This window comes from Flavobacterium sp. ACAM 123, from assembly GCF_000264055.1.
Lineage (GTDB): Bacteria > Bacteroidota > Bacteroidia > Flavobacteriales > Flavobacteriaceae > Flavobacterium.
In genome coordinates this window covers 1-14,261 of the sequence record NZ_AJXL01000101.1, presented here as the reverse complement: position 1 = coordinate 14,261, position 14,261 = coordinate 1, and the positions used below count along the sequence as shown (strand labels likewise).

Sequence of the window (14,261 nt, the reverse complement as noted above, 5' to 3'; positions counted from 1 at the left end):
TACCAAAATAACATAACGACAAATGTCGGTTTTTTTTAGCGTATTTTATTTTAGTAAAAAAAATTAAACAAAAAAGGAAATAAAATGTAAAAAAATAATTCCACTGATAATGACCACCCTGGGAAATTAATTGTTAGTGCTTTTTCGGGTACCCAGGCTTGCAACATTAAAGCATTCAAAATCAAATCAACCAAATTTACCCCTGCAAAAAACCTAATAACTAAAATTAAAATAATCGCTAAAAAATATACAGGATATATCCTTGCTAACCTGTTTTTAACATATTCAAAAAAATCTATATTTTCTTTATCGATATAAGCGATAATCATAACAAAGCCAGATAAAATAAAAAAGTAGCTGACTCCTACATTTGCTTGTTCGAACATAAAAGACACATTTTCGTTGTTAAACAACGAAGATTCTTTTCCATAATGAAAAATAACGATAGAAATCGCTGCTAAAAATCTTGTAAACGTTAATTGTTCAATTCTGATTATTATTTTAGCTAAAGTCACAGATACTCAGAAAACATCACAAATCGAATTCCCTAACTCGTAAACTTCAGCGGTACATGCACCACCTTTTTAGTCTCAAAGAATTCATCTTCGAAGAAATCAGCCAAATCATATTGTGTCGCTTTTGGGAAGGCTGCTAACTCTTCCGTCAAATCTCCACCTTTCAAGTATAGAATACCATTTCTTAGTTCGTGCTTGCTTTTCTTCTTGACTTTGTCTTTAATCCAAGAGACAAAATCAGGCATATTAGTTACTGCACGACTTACAATAAAATCAAAATCACCTTTAACTAATTCTGCTCTTAATTGCTCTGCCTTAACATTTTCAAGTTCTAACGAATCAACTACAGCCTGAACGACCTTAATTTTCTTAGCAATGATATCGATAAGATGAAAACGCGTTTCCGGGAAAAGAATCGCTAATGGAATTCCAGGAAATCCACCACCAGTTCCCACATCGAGAACATAAGTACCAGGTACAAAATTTATAACCTTAGCAATTCCCAAAGAATGCAGAATATGCTTTGTATATAAGGCGTCAATATCTTTCCTAGAAATAACATTTATTTTTTCGTTCCAATCGTGGTATAAAAAGTCTAACTTTTTGAATTGCTCTTTTTGAATAGCAGTCAAATCGGGAAAATACTTAAGAATCTGGTCCATCTATGATTTTTTTAACAAAAGTAATACTTTAGAGTTAAAATATTTATCTCAATTTTGTATATCAAAAAATTTATAATAATTATCTTTACCACTTATTCAAGTATCCTATGGCCACAACCGCACCAACATTTGCACGGCAAGATAAATTAAAGTTCTTTAGAACACTTAACTCACGGGTTAACAATTACTTCAAGGAAAACAACATCAAAAAAACAGGAAACTGGAAACTTCATTTGAAAACCATTATCCTGATCACCCTTTTTCTAGCACCTTACTTTCTAATTCTCACCCTTGGTATGCCTTTCTGGGTTCATCTACTGTTGACGATAGTTATGGGGATAGGTATGGCTGGTGTAGGTATGAATGTTATGCATGATGGAAATCATGGTTCGTATTCTAATAAAAAATGGATCAATAAATTCATGGGGGGTACGATTTATATTCTTGCAGGTAATGTACACAACTGGCAAGTACAACACAATGTATTACACCACACCTACACGAATATACCGGGTCATGATGAAGATTTAGATGCAGGAAGAATCATTCGTTTTACCAAAGAGGCAAAATGGCATTCTTTCCATCGCTTTCAACAATACTACTCCGTGTTCTTATATGGTTTATTAACTTTCAATTGGGCAATAACAACTGATTTTAGGCAAATGAAAACCTACCTAAAAAGAAAACTAAGCTACGGTGAAGCAAAAAGCCCAAAAACACTTTGGACAACCTTGATCATTACTAAAGTTATTTATGTATCCATTTGGATTGTATTACCTATCGTTATTGGCATCACTTGGTGGAAAGTGCTAATCGGTTTCTTTATCATGCATTATACAGCAGGTTTAATTTTAAGCATCGTGTTTCAACTAGCACACGTTGTTGAAGAGACTGAGAACCCTACTCCAAACGAATTAGGCGAGATGGGAAATACCTGGGCAATTCATCAACTATTTACAACAACTAATTTTGCTCCAAAAAATAAAATAGTAAACTGGTACACCGGTGGATTGAATCACCAAATTGAGCACCATATTTTTCCAAATATAAGTCATATTCATTATGGTAATATTGCAAAAATCGTTAAAGAAACTGCAGCAGAATGCAACTTACCGTATTACGAATACAAAACAATGCGCGGTGCAGTTATTGCTCACTTCAAACATTTGAAAGACCTAGGAATGAAACCAGCAATGTAGAAACGGATGATGTAGAAATACAGTTCCTCGATAAAAGAACTTATTAATTTAACCACCCTTGTTTTTCTATTACTAAATCAGGGTAATCAATACTTTTTTAATGAATCATTTACTTTCAGACAGAATTAACAACCTTGCTACTTCACAAACATTAGCAATGGCAGCTTTGGCTAGAGAACTAAAAGCGCAAGGAAAAGACATTATCAGCTTAAGCTTAGGAGAACCTGATTTCAATACTCCAGACTTTATCAAAGAAGCGGCTAAAAAAGCAATCGACGAAAATTACAGTACCTATTCTCCGGTAGATGGATATGCTGAGTTGAAAGAAGCAATCTGCAGAAAATTTAAAAGAGACAATGATTTAGATTATAAACCATCCCAGATTGTAGTTTCTACAGGAGCAAAACAATCTTTATACAACATTGCACAAGTAATGTTGAATGATGGCGATGAAGTAATTTTACCAGCCCCTTACTGGGTGAGCTATTTCGAAATTGTAAAACTATCCGGAGGGGTACCGGTAGTGGTACCTACGTCGATAGAAAATGATTTCAAAATGACTCCGGCCCAACTAGAGTCAGCAATCACACCAAAAACTAAAATGATGTGGTTCAGTTCTCCTTGTAACCCCAGTGGCTCTGTATACAGTAAAGAAGAATTAACAGCATTAGCTAAAGTTTTAGAAAAATATCCTGAAGTTATTGTGGTCGCAGATGAAATTTACGAGCACATCAACTTTTCAGGAACTTTTTGTAGCATTGCCTCTATCCCAGGAATGCTAGAAAAAACAGTCACTGTAAATGGAGTTGCAAAAGCATTTGCAATGACCGGATGGAGAATTGGTTATATTGGAGGTCCAGAATTCATCGCTAAAGCGTGTACTAAAATACAAGGTCAAGTAACCTCTGGTGCAAACAGTATCGCTCAACGTGCCACTATTACAGCTGTAGATGCTGATCCTAGCGTTTTACAACACATGGTTGACGCTTTTCATAGCCGTAGAGATTTGGTTGTTGGTTTATTGAAAGAAATCCCAGGAATAAAAATTAATGTACCAGAAGGTGCTTTTTACGTATTCCCAGACGTATCTTCGTTTTTCGGAAAAACATTAAGAGGAACTTTAATCAAAGATGCAAATGACTTTGCCATGTACCTTTTAGGAGAAGCTAATGTGGCAACCGTAACCGGCGACGCATTTGGAAACCCAGATTGCATCCGTTTTTCTTACGCAACAAGCGAAGACATCTTGACAGAAGCTTTAAAAAGAATAAAAGAAGCGGTTTCATAATTAACAAACCCTTCCCTTTTTTTAAAATAGTTTAAGGTTCAGAGTTTCGTTACTTTGAATTTTAGACTGTTTTTGTTTTAGAGCTTGACCACAAGGGTCGGGCTATATGTTGCAATCTTTTATTCATTCCGCTAGCGCTTCATGAAAAAAGGATTCTCACTACACACGAGCGATAGTGAACTGGCGAAGCAATCCCTCACGCGGAAAACATCACTTATATCAAATATATGTAGGGACAGATCGCGACCTGTCCCTACAAAAAAAATAAAAAATGAAAATACTCTTACTAGGCTCAGGCGAATTAGGAAAAGAATTTACAATTGCTGCACACCGCATCGGGCAAACCATAATTGCGGTAGACAATTATGAAAATGCACCAGCTATGCAAGTCGCTCATGGCTGTGAAGTCATAAATATGCTTGACGGAGAAGCTTTAGATCGTATTGTAGCTAAACACAAGCCTGATTTTATTGTTCCTGAAATTGAAGCCATTCGCACGGAACGTTTTTATGATTACGAAAAACAAGGCATTACCGTAGTTCCCTCTGCAAAAGCTGCTAATTTCACAATGAATAGAAAAGCAATCCGAGATTTAGCCTGCAAAGAATTGGGATTAAAAACGGCCGCTTATCGTTATGCCACTACAGCAGCTGAATTGCGACAAGGAGTGGAAGCCGTAGGAATGCCTTGCGTAGTAAAACCATTAATGAGTTCGTCCGGAAAAGGACAATCTACCATTAAGACAACCGCCGATATCGAAAAGGCATGGAATTATGCTGTAGAAGGATCAAGAGGCGATGTTGTAGAAGTGATCGTAGAAGCTTTTGTTAAATTCAATTCGGAGATCACATTATTGACCGTTGTCCAAAATAACAATCCCACTTTATTTTGCGCACCAATTGGTCATCGTCAAGAACGCGGTGATTATCAAGAGAGCTGGCAACCCGCAACAATTATAGATAAAGACCTTTACGAAGCGCAAGACATGGCCGAAAAAGTAACGGAAGCTCTTGGTGGCGCCGGACTATTTGGTGTCGAATTTTTCCTTGCTGATGATGGTGTTTATTTCTCTGAACTCTCCCCTCGACCACATGATACCGGAATGGTAACTTTGGCAGGGACACAAAACTTCAATGAGTTTGAATTGCATTTACGTGCTATTTTAAGTTTACCAATATTTGAAATTACTTTAGAAAAAGCAGGTGCTAGTGCTGTGATTTCGGCTTCTGAAAACTCCACAAACCCAAGCTATCTAGGTTTAGAGAAAATTGCCTGTCTCCCTAAAACTGATTTTAGACTCTTTGGCAAACCGTCTTCAAGACCATATCGAAGAATGGGAGTTGCATTAGTCAATGACACATTAGAAACGCCAATAGAAGAGATTGTGGAAAGAGCTAAAGTAGCGGCTTCCTTAATTAAAGTAAATTCGTAATTATGACAAAAACAGTTTTAGCACTATTCTTATTTGTTACAGCGATAATGAGTGCTCAAGAAAACAAAGAAGAATCAAAATCTCAAATTGTAGAAGCTTCCTGTGGGCAATGTCAATTTGGAATGGAAGGACAAGGTTGCGAGTTAGCGGTACGTATTGACGGGCAGCCTTATTTTGTAGATGGTACTTCCCTCGATTCTCATGGTGATGCTCATGCCCCTGATGGTTTTTGTGCTGCTATTAGAAAGGCATCCGTCATTGGCAAGATAAAAAACAATCGTTTTGTGGTTTCACAATTCAATTTACTTCCAAAGGAAAAGAAAACAGAGCAGAATTAGCATCGCTAATTATTCAAAATAGTAGTAGAAACATCGCCTTACTCCAGAAGAACAGCTGCGGTTTGAATCTAAAATTGAAACATATCTATTTTAAAGTAGAAAATGTTTTATTGCATTTAGGAGAAAATTCCACAATTCCTATTTTGGGAATTTGGACATCTTGACAAGTTTCAATATCAATGATAATAGAATGGAACATGTTTTAAGTTTCGCATGCACAGGCGGGTGGATTGGCGGTAACTAAAGCTTGATTTCGCAAAAACCGGGCAATCTTTTCATTGAAGTTTCAGAAGATGCCGAAATTGTTACACTTTCCAAAGAAAACCAAGAATACCTCTACGCGAAAATACCAAAACTGGAACGCTTTTTCAGAATCCTAATCGCAAATTCCTTGGTGGCCAACCAAGAATGCCTCATGGATAATCTCAGTTTATCAGCAGAAAAATGCTTTGAAAAATTTAGAACAAAATACCCTACGCTACTTCAAAAAGCAACTCAAAAACAGATTGCTTCTTATATTGGTGTCACACCAGAATTTTTTAGTAAAATGAAATCGAAGTTACTCAGGAAGTCGTAATAAGTTTGAATTAGTGATCAAAATTGTCTCAACGATCAAAAATTCCAAAATAAATTACGGTTTTAAAAATAAGGAACAAATAATATTAATTACTTAATAACTGAACAGTGACTCCTTTTTTTCTTAATCTACATTAAGTGTCTTATCCATTCAATGGTTGTACCTTCGCAGCATAACAAACTATAAATTATTTCAACATGTCAACTACAGTTTTACATAAAGCAGATACGAGAGGACACGCAGATCACGGATGGTTGAATGCGTATCATAGTTTTAGTTTTGCAAGCTGGTACAATCCAGAGAGAGTTCAGTTTGGCGCGTTACGTGTTTTGAATGATGATACCGTTGCAGCTGGAATGGGTTTTGGAACACATCCACACGACAACATGGAAATCATCACCATTCCGCTTGAAGGGGATCTTGCTCACAAAGACAGCATGGAGAATACTGAAGTCATACGCAATGGCGATGTACAGGTCATGAGTGCAGGAACCGGAGTGAAGCACAGCGAATTCAATCCAAACAAAGACCAAAGAACTAAATTATTGCAAATTTGGGTTTTTCCAAACCAACAAAACGTAGAACCTAGATACCAACAAATTACTTTAAATCCAGAAGAACGAAATAATAAACTGCACCAAATTCTTTCACCAAATGCAGAAGATGCAGGAGTCTGGATTCATCAAGACGCCTGGTTTCATTTGGCTAAGTTTGACAAAGAAGTAACTACAACTTACATTTTAAAAAAAGAAGGCAATGGTGTCTATGCTTTTATCCTTTCAGGAAACGTAACAATCAACGGACAAGAATTAGAAACCAGAGATGGATTAGGAATTTGGGATATCAATTCCCTAGATATTAAAGCAACTTCAGATGCGGAGTTCTTATTGATGGAAATCCCAATGCAGCACTAATTAAAAATAGAATTGTATCACGAAATGTAAAAAAAGTTAACTTCTATAATGAAAGTATGGAAGACGTATTAGAAAAAGACATCACTGGAGACATTGGTACTCAAAAGTATCTGTGCACCAATACTGGGACAAACGACCAACCTATTATGGATGAGTTCAATTATTGAAGGAAAAGACCTTGACCCAGATCCTTTTCCTGCACTACTATCTTCTTTAGCAGCGTGTACATTATCTACTTTGAGAATGTACATTGATCGAAAAAGATGGGATATTCCTGAAATAAATATTTTCTTAAATTTTTACCAAGAAAGCGGTCCTGAATTCACGACAACAATTTCAAGATCAATTCGTTTTCCAACAGAAACTGAAGAAGATATTAAAAGGCGATTATTAATTAGTCCTGAAAAATATCCCATATCAAAATTGTTAAAAAATGATATTGTAATCAACACGACTATGTAATCAACAATCCAAAAGATATTGTAAATGAATATATTAATGATAAAGTTACCATGGTATAGTAATCCGGTAAATGAATTCATTCCGGAAACGGTGTTCGCAACAATACTGTTTTGATAAAGTTATATCCCACGTAAATAAATGCCCTTCGGGCGCAACAACCCAATACAAAAATAAATAAACATGAAAAAAATTATCGCTTTTGGCGCTTCATCTAGTAAAGACTCTATCAATAAACAATTAGCTACTTATGCTGCAGGACAATTTGAAAACGCCACAGTAGAAGTTTTAGATTTGAATGATTACGAAATGCCCATTTTTTCAATAGATCTAGAAGCAGCAACTGGAGTTCCAACATTAGCAACAGATTTCTTTAATAAGCTTGGAACCGCAGATCTATTAGTAATCTCTTTTGCAGAACATAACGGTGCTTATTCAGCGGCATTCAAAAATATTTTCGACTGGATTTCGAGAATTCATGCTACAACATTCCAAGAAAAACAAACCTTAATAATGGCTACTTCGCCAGGACCAAGAGGCGGAAGCTCTGTTTTAGAAATCGCAAAAAACCGTCTTCCTTTTCAAGGCGCTAACGTAAAAGGAAGCTTCTCACTACCTAGTTTTAACGATAATTTTGATTCGAAGAATGGAATCACAAATAAGGAGTTAAACAATCAGCTGTTTGAAATCATAAAATCAATCAACTTGTAATTGATGAATAAGTAGTTTATAACTACTACTTATTTAGTATAAAAGCGTTGTTTACAGAGACAGCGCTTTTTTTCGTTTGTTGAAATACCGCTCTTTCTTTTTAGCCCTGATGAAAGTGAAAATCCTTTTTAACCAGTCTCGTTTCTGAGACGAGAGCGGCTAAAAAGATTGTAGCGCACAGCAGGAAGATGCTTGATTAGAAGAACAAAAGTTGCTGCTCCTAAAAAAAATACTATTTTTGTCTTTTTATAATAACCATTCGGCATTTTTTAGATGCTGAAATAAATTCAGCATAAAATGAAAGCATACGTATTTCCAGGTCAAGGCGCACAGTTTACAGGAATGGGTAAAGACCTGTATGAAAACTCTGCATTAGCAAAGGACTTATTTGAAAAAGCAAACGAAATATTAGGATTCCGCATTACAGACATTATGTTTGAAGGTACTGCCGAAGAATTGAAAGAAACTAAGGTAACGCAGCCAGCCGTCTTTCTACATTCGGTTATATTAGCAAAAACTCTAGACGATTTTAATCCTGAAATGGTGGCGGGACATTCTCTAGGTGAACTTTCAGCATTAGTTGCTAATGGTGCCTTATCATTTGAAGACGGGCTTAAATTAGTTTCTAAAAGAGCTCTAGCAATGCAAAAAGCGTGTGAAATAGCACCTTCCACTATGGCAGCAGTTTTAGGACTTGCTGACAAGATCGTTGAAGAAGTTTGTGCTTCTATCGATGGTGTTGTAGTTGCAGCTAATTACAACTGCCCGGGACAGTTGGTGATTTCTGGAGAAACCGCAGCAGTAGAAAAAGCCTGTGAAGCAATGAAAGCAGCCGGAGCAAAACGGGCTTTAATATTACCGGTAGGTGGTGCATTCCACTCCCCAATGATGGAACCAGCAAGAGAAGAACTGGAAGCGGCTATTGAGACCACGACTTTCGCAACTCCTAGCTGCCCGATATATCAAAATGTTACAGCAACTGCGGTTTCATCTCCAGAAGAGATCAAGAAAAATCTAATCACACAATTGACAGCTCCAGTAAAATGGACCCAATCTGTACAACAGATGATTGCTGATGGTGCTACTTTATTTACAGAAGTTGGCCCTGGAAAAGTATTAGCAGGATTGATTGGAAAAATTGATAGAGAAGCAATTACTGCAAATGCGTAATTAGTATTCAGTCGCAGTTTTTAGCATTCATTTTAATATAGCGGTAATGAGCCTTTTCAAACAATCTCCATAAACAGCAGTTTATGGAGATTGTTTGTTCTACAACACAGTATTAAAGACAGGAAAAATAATTCTTATTTAAATAAACAGCCGCATTATCCGAAAAATTGTATATTTAACCAACAATTAATACGAATTATTAAACCTTATAAAACATGAACAAAACACTTTTAACACTAGCATTTGTTGCAACGCTAACAATGATTTCTTGCAAGCAGGAAACTAAAGATCAAGTAGGCGAAGCTACTGATGCAGTAGGCACAGAAATGGGCGAAGCTGTCGATACGGCTGCTGTCAAAATGAACGCCGCAATAGACTCAACGAAAGTAAAAATGGGAGAAACTATGGAAAAAGGAGCTGAAAAAATGGGCGAAGCAGGGGAAAAAATGAAAGAAGACGACTAAAAAATAATATATAGAAAAAGAGGCTATCAATTGGTAGCCTCTTTTTTAATTAACTTCTTATTTTCTGTTCCCATTTCCAGGCACTCGCCATCGCTTCTTCAAGAGAGGACTGGGCTTTCCATCCAAGAACTCTATTTGCTTTATCTGTATTAGCATAAGCCGAGGTAATGTCTCCTTCTCTGCGGCCTACAATTTTATAGGGTAGTTCTTGTCCGCTAACCTTTTCGAAAGCTTTAATTACTTCCAATACCGAACTTCCAGTTCCTGTACCTAAATTGAAGGTTTCTACCTTAGTGATATTCTTTTTATTCAGCAATCTTTGCAAAGCGACTACGTGGGCTTTCGCCAAATCAACAACATGAATATAATCCCTTACTGCAGTTCCGTCAGCCGTAGGATAATCATCCCCGTAAACAGAGAGTTCTTTTCGTAATCCAAAACCAGTCTGTGTAATAAAGGGCACCAAGTTTTGCGGTACTCCAATAGGCAATTCGCCAATTTCGGCGGAAGGGTGTGCTCCTATCGGGTTAAAATAACGCAATAAAACAGCATTTATCGTAGATACTTTAGCAACATCTGTGATGATTTCCTCTCCTATCTGCTTGGTATTTCCATAAGGAGACATCGCTGTTTGAATCGAAGCATCTTCATTAATGGGCATTTTTTCAGCTTGTCCATAAACGGTACAAGACGAACTAAAAATAAAGTGAGCCTCCGTCATTTTCTGCAATTCCTGCAGTACATAAACCAAGGCACTGACATTGTTTTCATAATACAGCAACGGATTCTCGACACTTTCACCTACCGCCTTAGAGGCCGCAAAATGAATTACTCCTGAAATATCGTTATGTCTTTTGAAAAAATCTTGTACTTTATCCCTGTCTCGTAAATCTAATTTTTCAAATACCGGAATTTTCCCTGTGATAGCGTCTATACCATCTAACACTTTTAATGACGTATTTGAAAGATCGTCTACAATAAGCACTTCAAAGCCTTCATTTTGTAATTCGACCACCGTGTGAGATCCTATAAAACCTAAACCTCCTGTTACTAGTATTTTCATTATTACTTCTTTATTTTTCGACCTCCTCTTTATAGCCCTGATTGAAACGACATCCTTTTTATCTTGAACTTGTTTCAGGATTTTGAAACAAGTTCAAGATAAAAAGATAAAGTGAAAAGCAGGAAAAAGCTCCTAAACAATTATTTAAGAAACTCTAAAACGCTCTCCGTTATGAATTTTATTTGTTCGTCATCCAATTCTGTATGCATAGGAAGCGAAATTACTTCTTTTACCAATTGGTTTGTTACTGGAAAATCCTCTTCTTTATATCTTGTATCTAAATACGCTTTTTGGGAGTGCAATGGGATTGGGTAATAAATAGCACATGGTATCTCTTTACTTAACAGGTGTTTCATCAAACCATCTCTGTCTGCATCTACAATGCGCAAAGTATATTGATGAAAAACATGACAATCACATATATCGCAAATACTTGGTGCTATAATATTTTTATGGCCTTCAAATGCGGCTGAATATTTACGTGATGCATCCTGTCTGGCTTTTCCATATTGATCTAACAAAGGCAGTTTAGCGTTTAAAACTGCTGCTTGAATACTATCCAAACGGGAATTCACTCCTACCACATCATGATGGTAACGCTCATACATACCGTGATTTACAATTCCGCGAATTTTATGAGCCAAGGCATCGTCATTAGTGAAAATTGCTCCACCATCGCCGTAACACCCTAAATTTTTAGAAGGGAAAAATGAAGTGGACCCCACATGACCTATAGTTCCCGCTTTCTTTTTTGTCCCGTCAGAAAACCTACAGTTAGCACCAATGGCTTGTGCATTGTCCTCGATTACATATAAATCATGCTCCTTAGCAATTGCCATAATCGCTTCCATATTAGCCGCACGACCAAATAAGTGAACAGGAACTATTGCTTTTGTCTTGGGTGTAATTGCTTTCCTAATTGCATCGATAGATATATTCATATTATAAAGATCCACATCAACCAAAACAGGAGTCAATTGTAATAAAGCAATTACTTCTACAGTCGCTGCAAAGGTAAAATCAGCTGTGATTACTTCGTCACCAGGTTTTAGATCTAGTCCCATCATCGCAATTTGCAAAGCATCCGTTCCGTTCGCGCAAGGAATCACATGCTTTACGTCTAAATACTCTTCTAAAGATTTTTGAAACTGCTGAACCTGTGGTCCGTTGATATACGTATTGGTATCTAAAACTTGTTGAATAGAACCATTAACTGTTTCTTTTATTTTTTCATATTGACTTTTTAAGTCAACCATTTGGATTTTTTTCATTTATCTTTAATTTAAACCAATTAACCTCTTTGTTCAAAAAGACACAAAACACGCAAAATATACAGACTGTTATTTTACAATTAAGTCGCGACACTTTTAAAAATCGAAGTAATTCTTTTAGACTTTATTAAAACTCTTAATTGCAAAAATATGAATTTAAGCACTAAGATTTAAATGATAAACAAAAGAAACTGTATTTTAGCCCAATAAAAATTCCAGTATGCTTTTTCTCTATCACATAGTAATTAAAATTACTGGTTCAGTACTAAACTTCATTGCGTTTTTCAACTCAAAAATCAAGCTTTTTGTTGAAGGTCGAAAAACCGTTTTCGCCACTTTAGAACAGAAAATAACCCCTTCCGACAAAACAATTTGGTTTCATGCTGCCTCATTAGGCGAATACGAGCAGGGCCTACCCATAATAGAAAAAATCAAAGAAAAATACCCGCTACACAAAATAGTACTCACTTTTTTCTCTCCGTCTGGATATGAAGTCCGCAAAAACAACACCGTTGCAGACGCAACTGTTTATTTACCATTAGACAGCAAAGAAAATGCACGACGCTTCCTGGAAACAGTTCATCCCGATATGGTGTTTTTCATTAAGTATGAATATTGGTTGAATTATTTAAATGAACTGCACAAACAAAACACCCCAACCTATTTAGTATCTGGGATATTTAGAGAGCAACAAATGTTCTTTAAATGGTACGGCGGTTTTTACAGGAAAGCATTGGACACTTTTACCTACTTTTATGTACAGAATGAAGCCTCAAAAAAGTTGTTAGGGCGACTAGGGAAAACAAATGTAGCCGTTTCCGGTGATACCCGCTTTGACCGAGTTGCCGCTATTTTAGAGAAAGACAATACTGTAGATTATATTTCGCAATTCAAAAATGACAGCCTTACCATTGTTGTAGGGAGTTCCTGGCCGAAAGACGAAGCTCTATTATTGGACTTTATAAACACCAATACATTGAACGTGAAATTCATCATCGCTCCCCATAACATAAAGTGTGAACAAATTGACCAGCTAAAGAACAGCATCATAAAAAAAACAGTCTTGTTCTCAGAAAAGCAAGAGGAAAACTTGGCTGATTTTGATGTCTTTATCATCGATACCATTGGGATTCTAACTAAAATTTATAGTTATGCCGATATCGCCTTCGTAGGTGGTGGTTTTGGGAAAACTGGCGTCCACAACTTACTGGAACCGGCTACTTTTGGAGTTCCAATAGTAATAGGTCCCAATTACTCTAATTTTGCCGAAGCAATCGCTTTAGTAAATATGGGCGGATGCGTATCTGTTTCCGATAAAACCGAATTAATTGCTGCTTTTAAAGATTTAATTGTAGATCCCAACTTCCGACGCGAAAAAGGTCATATCTGCAGCACTTTTGTTCAGATGAATAAAGGGGCAACAAATATCATCATGAAAAACATTGCTCTATAGCTTTCATATCGAACCCTGTTCCTGATAAGCTAAACGATTATTAGACGCTTAATTCGTTACAACGCGAGAAAATGAGTTCCTGATTTATTACAAGGTTTTTTGATTGTCCAAGATCTAAAATTCACTATTCTAAAAACGAGCAACACTCATTAAAAGTAATAAAAAATCTTAACTGTATTTTCTTCTATGCCATCATAGTTTATTTACCCTCAATTCATTAAAAAAAAGAGCGTCTCTCAATCTAAAAACTGCGCCTTTACTAATAATGAAAAGCAAACCGTCGATAACTTAAAAGCAACCACTAAAAACAAGCTCCCTTGCAGGCCCCGTCAATTGGCACTTTGACTGTGAAAATGAGTAAATAAAAAAAATAGTAAAATTAAAATTTAAAAAAAAAACAAAAAAAAAATTTACATATCAAATATTTTCTATCTTTGCCCCGAATTAATAATTAACCTTTATATTAAATTAAGATGAAAAAAGTATTTTTAAGTTTAGCTGTTGTTGCTGTTTTAACTATTGTATCTTGTAAAAAATCTGACGCTGCGGCTGAAGAAACTATGACTACTGACTCTACTGCTGTTGAAGTAGTTGATTCTGTTGCTGTTGATACTACTGCATTAGCTGTTGATTCTGCTGCTGTTGTTACAGAAACTCCTGCTGAGTAATTTTAAATTACGGCAAAAAAATCAAAGCCATCCGCATAAGCGAATGGCTTTTTCTTTTATGTTAATTTCTAAAAAAA

The 14,261-nt window shown here is 36.2% G+C and carries 16 protein-coding genes; 12 read left to right on the top strand and 4 right to left on the bottom strand.

What is annotated here, in order from left to right; genetic code table 11:
- Window positions 1-50 precede the first annotated feature (50 nt).
- Window positions 51-515 carry an acyltransferase family protein gene (locus tag A3SG_RS0114995; RefSeq protein WP_016990824.1) on the bottom strand — a complete coding sequence of 155 codons (465 nt, stop codon included), beginning with the start codon at window positions 513-515 and terminating at the stop codon, window positions 51-53.
- Window positions 516-547: 32 nt separating this feature from the next.
- Window positions 548-1,177 carry a 16S rRNA (guanine(527)-N(7))-methyltransferase RsmG gene (gene rsmG, locus A3SG_RS0114990; RefSeq protein WP_016990823.1) on the bottom strand — a complete coding sequence of 210 codons (630 nt, stop codon included), beginning with the start codon at window positions 1,175-1,177 and terminating at the stop codon, window positions 548-550.
- A gap of 107 nt (window positions 1,178-1,284) precedes the next feature.
- Between rsmG and A3SG_RS0114985 the strand changes: the two genes are divergently transcribed.
- The 10 genes from A3SG_RS0114985 to A3SG_RS0114940 all read left to right on the top strand — a co-directional run bounded on the left by A3SG_RS0114985 (window position 1,285) and on the right by A3SG_RS0114940 (window position 9,729).
- On the top strand, window positions 1,285-2,376 hold the full coding sequence (locus tag A3SG_RS0114985) for a fatty acid desaturase family protein (RefSeq protein ID WP_016990822.1): 1,092 nt from the start codon (window positions 1,285-1,287) through the stop codon (window positions 2,374-2,376).
- A 100-nt stretch (window positions 2,377-2,476) separates the two neighbouring features.
- Window positions 2,477-3,664 carry a pyridoxal phosphate-dependent aminotransferase gene (locus tag A3SG_RS0114980; protein WP_016990821.1) on the top strand — a complete coding sequence of 396 codons (1,188 nt, stop codon included), beginning with the start codon at window positions 2,477-2,479 and terminating at the stop codon, window positions 3,662-3,664.
- A 271-nt stretch (window positions 3,665-3,935) separates the two neighbouring features.
- The gene (gene purT / locus A3SG_RS0114975) at window positions 3,936-5,096 is read left to right on the top strand and encodes a formate-dependent phosphoribosylglycinamide formyltransferase (RefSeq protein ID WP_016990820.1); all 1,161 of its coding nucleotides are present in this window, start codon (window positions 3,936-3,938) and stop codon (window positions 5,094-5,096) included.
- 2 nt (window positions 5,097-5,098) lie between these two features.
- A complete protein-coding gene (locus A3SG_RS0114970) occupies window positions 5,099-5,434 on the top strand; it encodes a DUF6370 family protein (RefSeq protein WP_016990819.1) in 336 nt (111 codons plus the stop codon).
- Window positions 5,435-5,681: 247 nt separating this feature from the next.
- Complete coding sequence (locus tag A3SG_RS22465) at window positions 5,682-6,011, top strand: Crp/Fnr family transcriptional regulator (protein WP_016990818.1); 330 nt, start codon at window positions 5,682-5,684, stop codon at window positions 6,009-6,011.
- A 197-nt stretch (window positions 6,012-6,208) separates the two neighbouring features.
- Complete coding sequence (locus A3SG_RS0114960; RefSeq protein WP_016990817.1) at window positions 6,209-6,925, top strand: pirin family protein; 717 nt, start codon at window positions 6,209-6,211, stop codon at window positions 6,923-6,925.
- Between the two features lie 150 nt (window positions 6,926-7,075).
- A complete protein-coding gene (locus A3SG_RS20050) occupies window positions 7,076-7,387 on the top strand; it encodes an OsmC family protein (protein ID WP_016990816.1) in 312 nt (103 codons plus the stop codon).
- 180 nt (window positions 7,388-7,567) lie between these two features.
- Window positions 7,568-8,095, top strand: coding sequence for an NADPH-dependent FMN reductase (locus A3SG_RS0114950; RefSeq protein WP_016990815.1), 528 nt, complete (start codon window positions 7,568-7,570; stop codon window positions 8,093-8,095).
- A 297-nt stretch (window positions 8,096-8,392) separates the two neighbouring features.
- A complete protein-coding gene (gene fabD / locus A3SG_RS0114945; protein ID WP_016990814.1) occupies window positions 8,393-9,265 on the top strand; it encodes an ACP S-malonyltransferase in 873 nt (290 codons plus the stop codon).
- Between the two features lie 215 nt (window positions 9,266-9,480).
- Window positions 9,481-9,729, top strand: coding sequence for a hypothetical protein (locus A3SG_RS0114940; RefSeq protein ID WP_016990813.1), 249 nt, complete (start codon window positions 9,481-9,483; stop codon window positions 9,727-9,729).
- 49 nt (window positions 9,730-9,778) lie between these two features.
- Here the strand turns inward: A3SG_RS0114940 and galE are convergent, their stop codons facing one another.
- Complete coding sequence (galE, locus tag A3SG_RS0114935; protein ID WP_016990812.1) at window positions 9,779-10,792, bottom strand: UDP-glucose 4-epimerase GalE; 1,014 nt, start codon at window positions 10,790-10,792, stop codon at window positions 9,779-9,781.
- A gap of 140 nt (window positions 10,793-10,932) precedes the next feature.
- Complete coding sequence (locus A3SG_RS0114930) at window positions 10,933-12,063, bottom strand: DegT/DnrJ/EryC1/StrS family aminotransferase (RefSeq protein ID WP_016990811.1); 1,131 nt, start codon at window positions 12,061-12,063, stop codon at window positions 10,933-10,935.
- A gap of 220 nt (window positions 12,064-12,283) precedes the next feature.
- Between A3SG_RS0114930 and A3SG_RS0114925 the strand changes: the two genes are divergently transcribed.
- Both A3SG_RS0114925 and A3SG_RS0114920 read left to right on the top strand, forming a co-directional pair.
- Window positions 12,284-13,516: a 3-deoxy-D-manno-octulosonic acid transferase gene (locus A3SG_RS0114925; protein ID WP_016990810.1), complete on the top strand. Its 1,233-nt coding sequence runs from the start codon at window positions 12,284-12,286 to the stop codon at window positions 13,514-13,516.
- A gap of 473 nt (window positions 13,517-13,989) precedes the next feature.
- A complete protein-coding gene (locus A3SG_RS0114920; RefSeq protein WP_016990809.1) occupies window positions 13,990-14,184 on the top strand; it encodes a hypothetical protein in 195 nt (64 codons plus the stop codon).
- The last annotated feature ends 77 nt before the right edge of the window (window positions 14,185-14,261 follow it).

Bases quoted from the DNA above. Each gene is read 5' to 3' on its own strand.
- A3SG_RS0114980 (WP_016990821.1), top strand. From the start codon at position 2,477: ATGAATCATTTACTTTCAGACAGAATTAACAACCTTGCTACTTCACAA.
- A3SG_RS0114920 (WP_016990809.1), top strand. From the start codon at position 13,990: ATGAAAAAAGTATTTTTAAGTTTAGCTGTTGTTGCTGTTTTAACTATT.
- A3SG_RS0114950 (WP_016990815.1), top strand. From the start codon at position 7,568: ATGAAAAAAATTATCGCTTTTGGCGCTTCATCTAGTAAAGACTCTATC.
- purT (WP_016990820.1), top strand. From the start codon at position 3,936: ATGAAAATACTCTTACTAGGCTCAGGCGAATTAGGAAAAGAATTTACA.
- A3SG_RS0114985 (WP_016990822.1), top strand. From the start codon at position 1,285: ATGGCCACAACCGCACCAACATTTGCACGGCAAGATAAATTAAAGTTC.
- A3SG_RS0114925 (WP_016990810.1), top strand. From the start codon at position 12,284: ATGCTTTTTCTCTATCACATAGTAATTAAAATTACTGGTTCAGTACTA.
- A3SG_RS0114970 (WP_016990819.1), top strand. From the start codon at position 5,099: ATGACAAAAACAGTTTTAGCACTATTCTTATTTGTTACAGCGATAATG.
- fabD (WP_016990814.1), top strand. From the start codon at position 8,393: ATGAAAGCATACGTATTTCCAGGTCAAGGCGCACAGTTTACAGGAATG.
- galE (WP_016990812.1), bottom strand. From the start codon at position 10,792: ATGAAAATACTAGTAACAGGAGGTTTAGGTTTTATAGGATCTCACACG.
- A3SG_RS0114930 (WP_016990811.1), bottom strand. From the start codon at position 12,063: ATGAAAAAAATCCAAATGGTTGACTTAAAAAGTCAATATGAAAAAATA.
- rsmG (WP_016990823.1), bottom strand. From the start codon at position 1,177: ATGGACCAGATTCTTAAGTATTTTCCCGATTTGACTGCTATTCAAAAA.
- A3SG_RS0114960 (WP_016990817.1), top strand. From the start codon at position 6,209: ATGTCAACTACAGTTTTACATAAAGCAGATACGAGAGGACACGCAGAT.
- A3SG_RS20050 (WP_016990816.1), top strand. From the start codon at position 7,076: ATGAGTTCAATTATTGAAGGAAAAGACCTTGACCCAGATCCTTTTCCT.
- A3SG_RS0114940 (WP_016990813.1), top strand. From the start codon at position 9,481: ATGAACAAAACACTTTTAACACTAGCATTTGTTGCAACGCTAACAATG.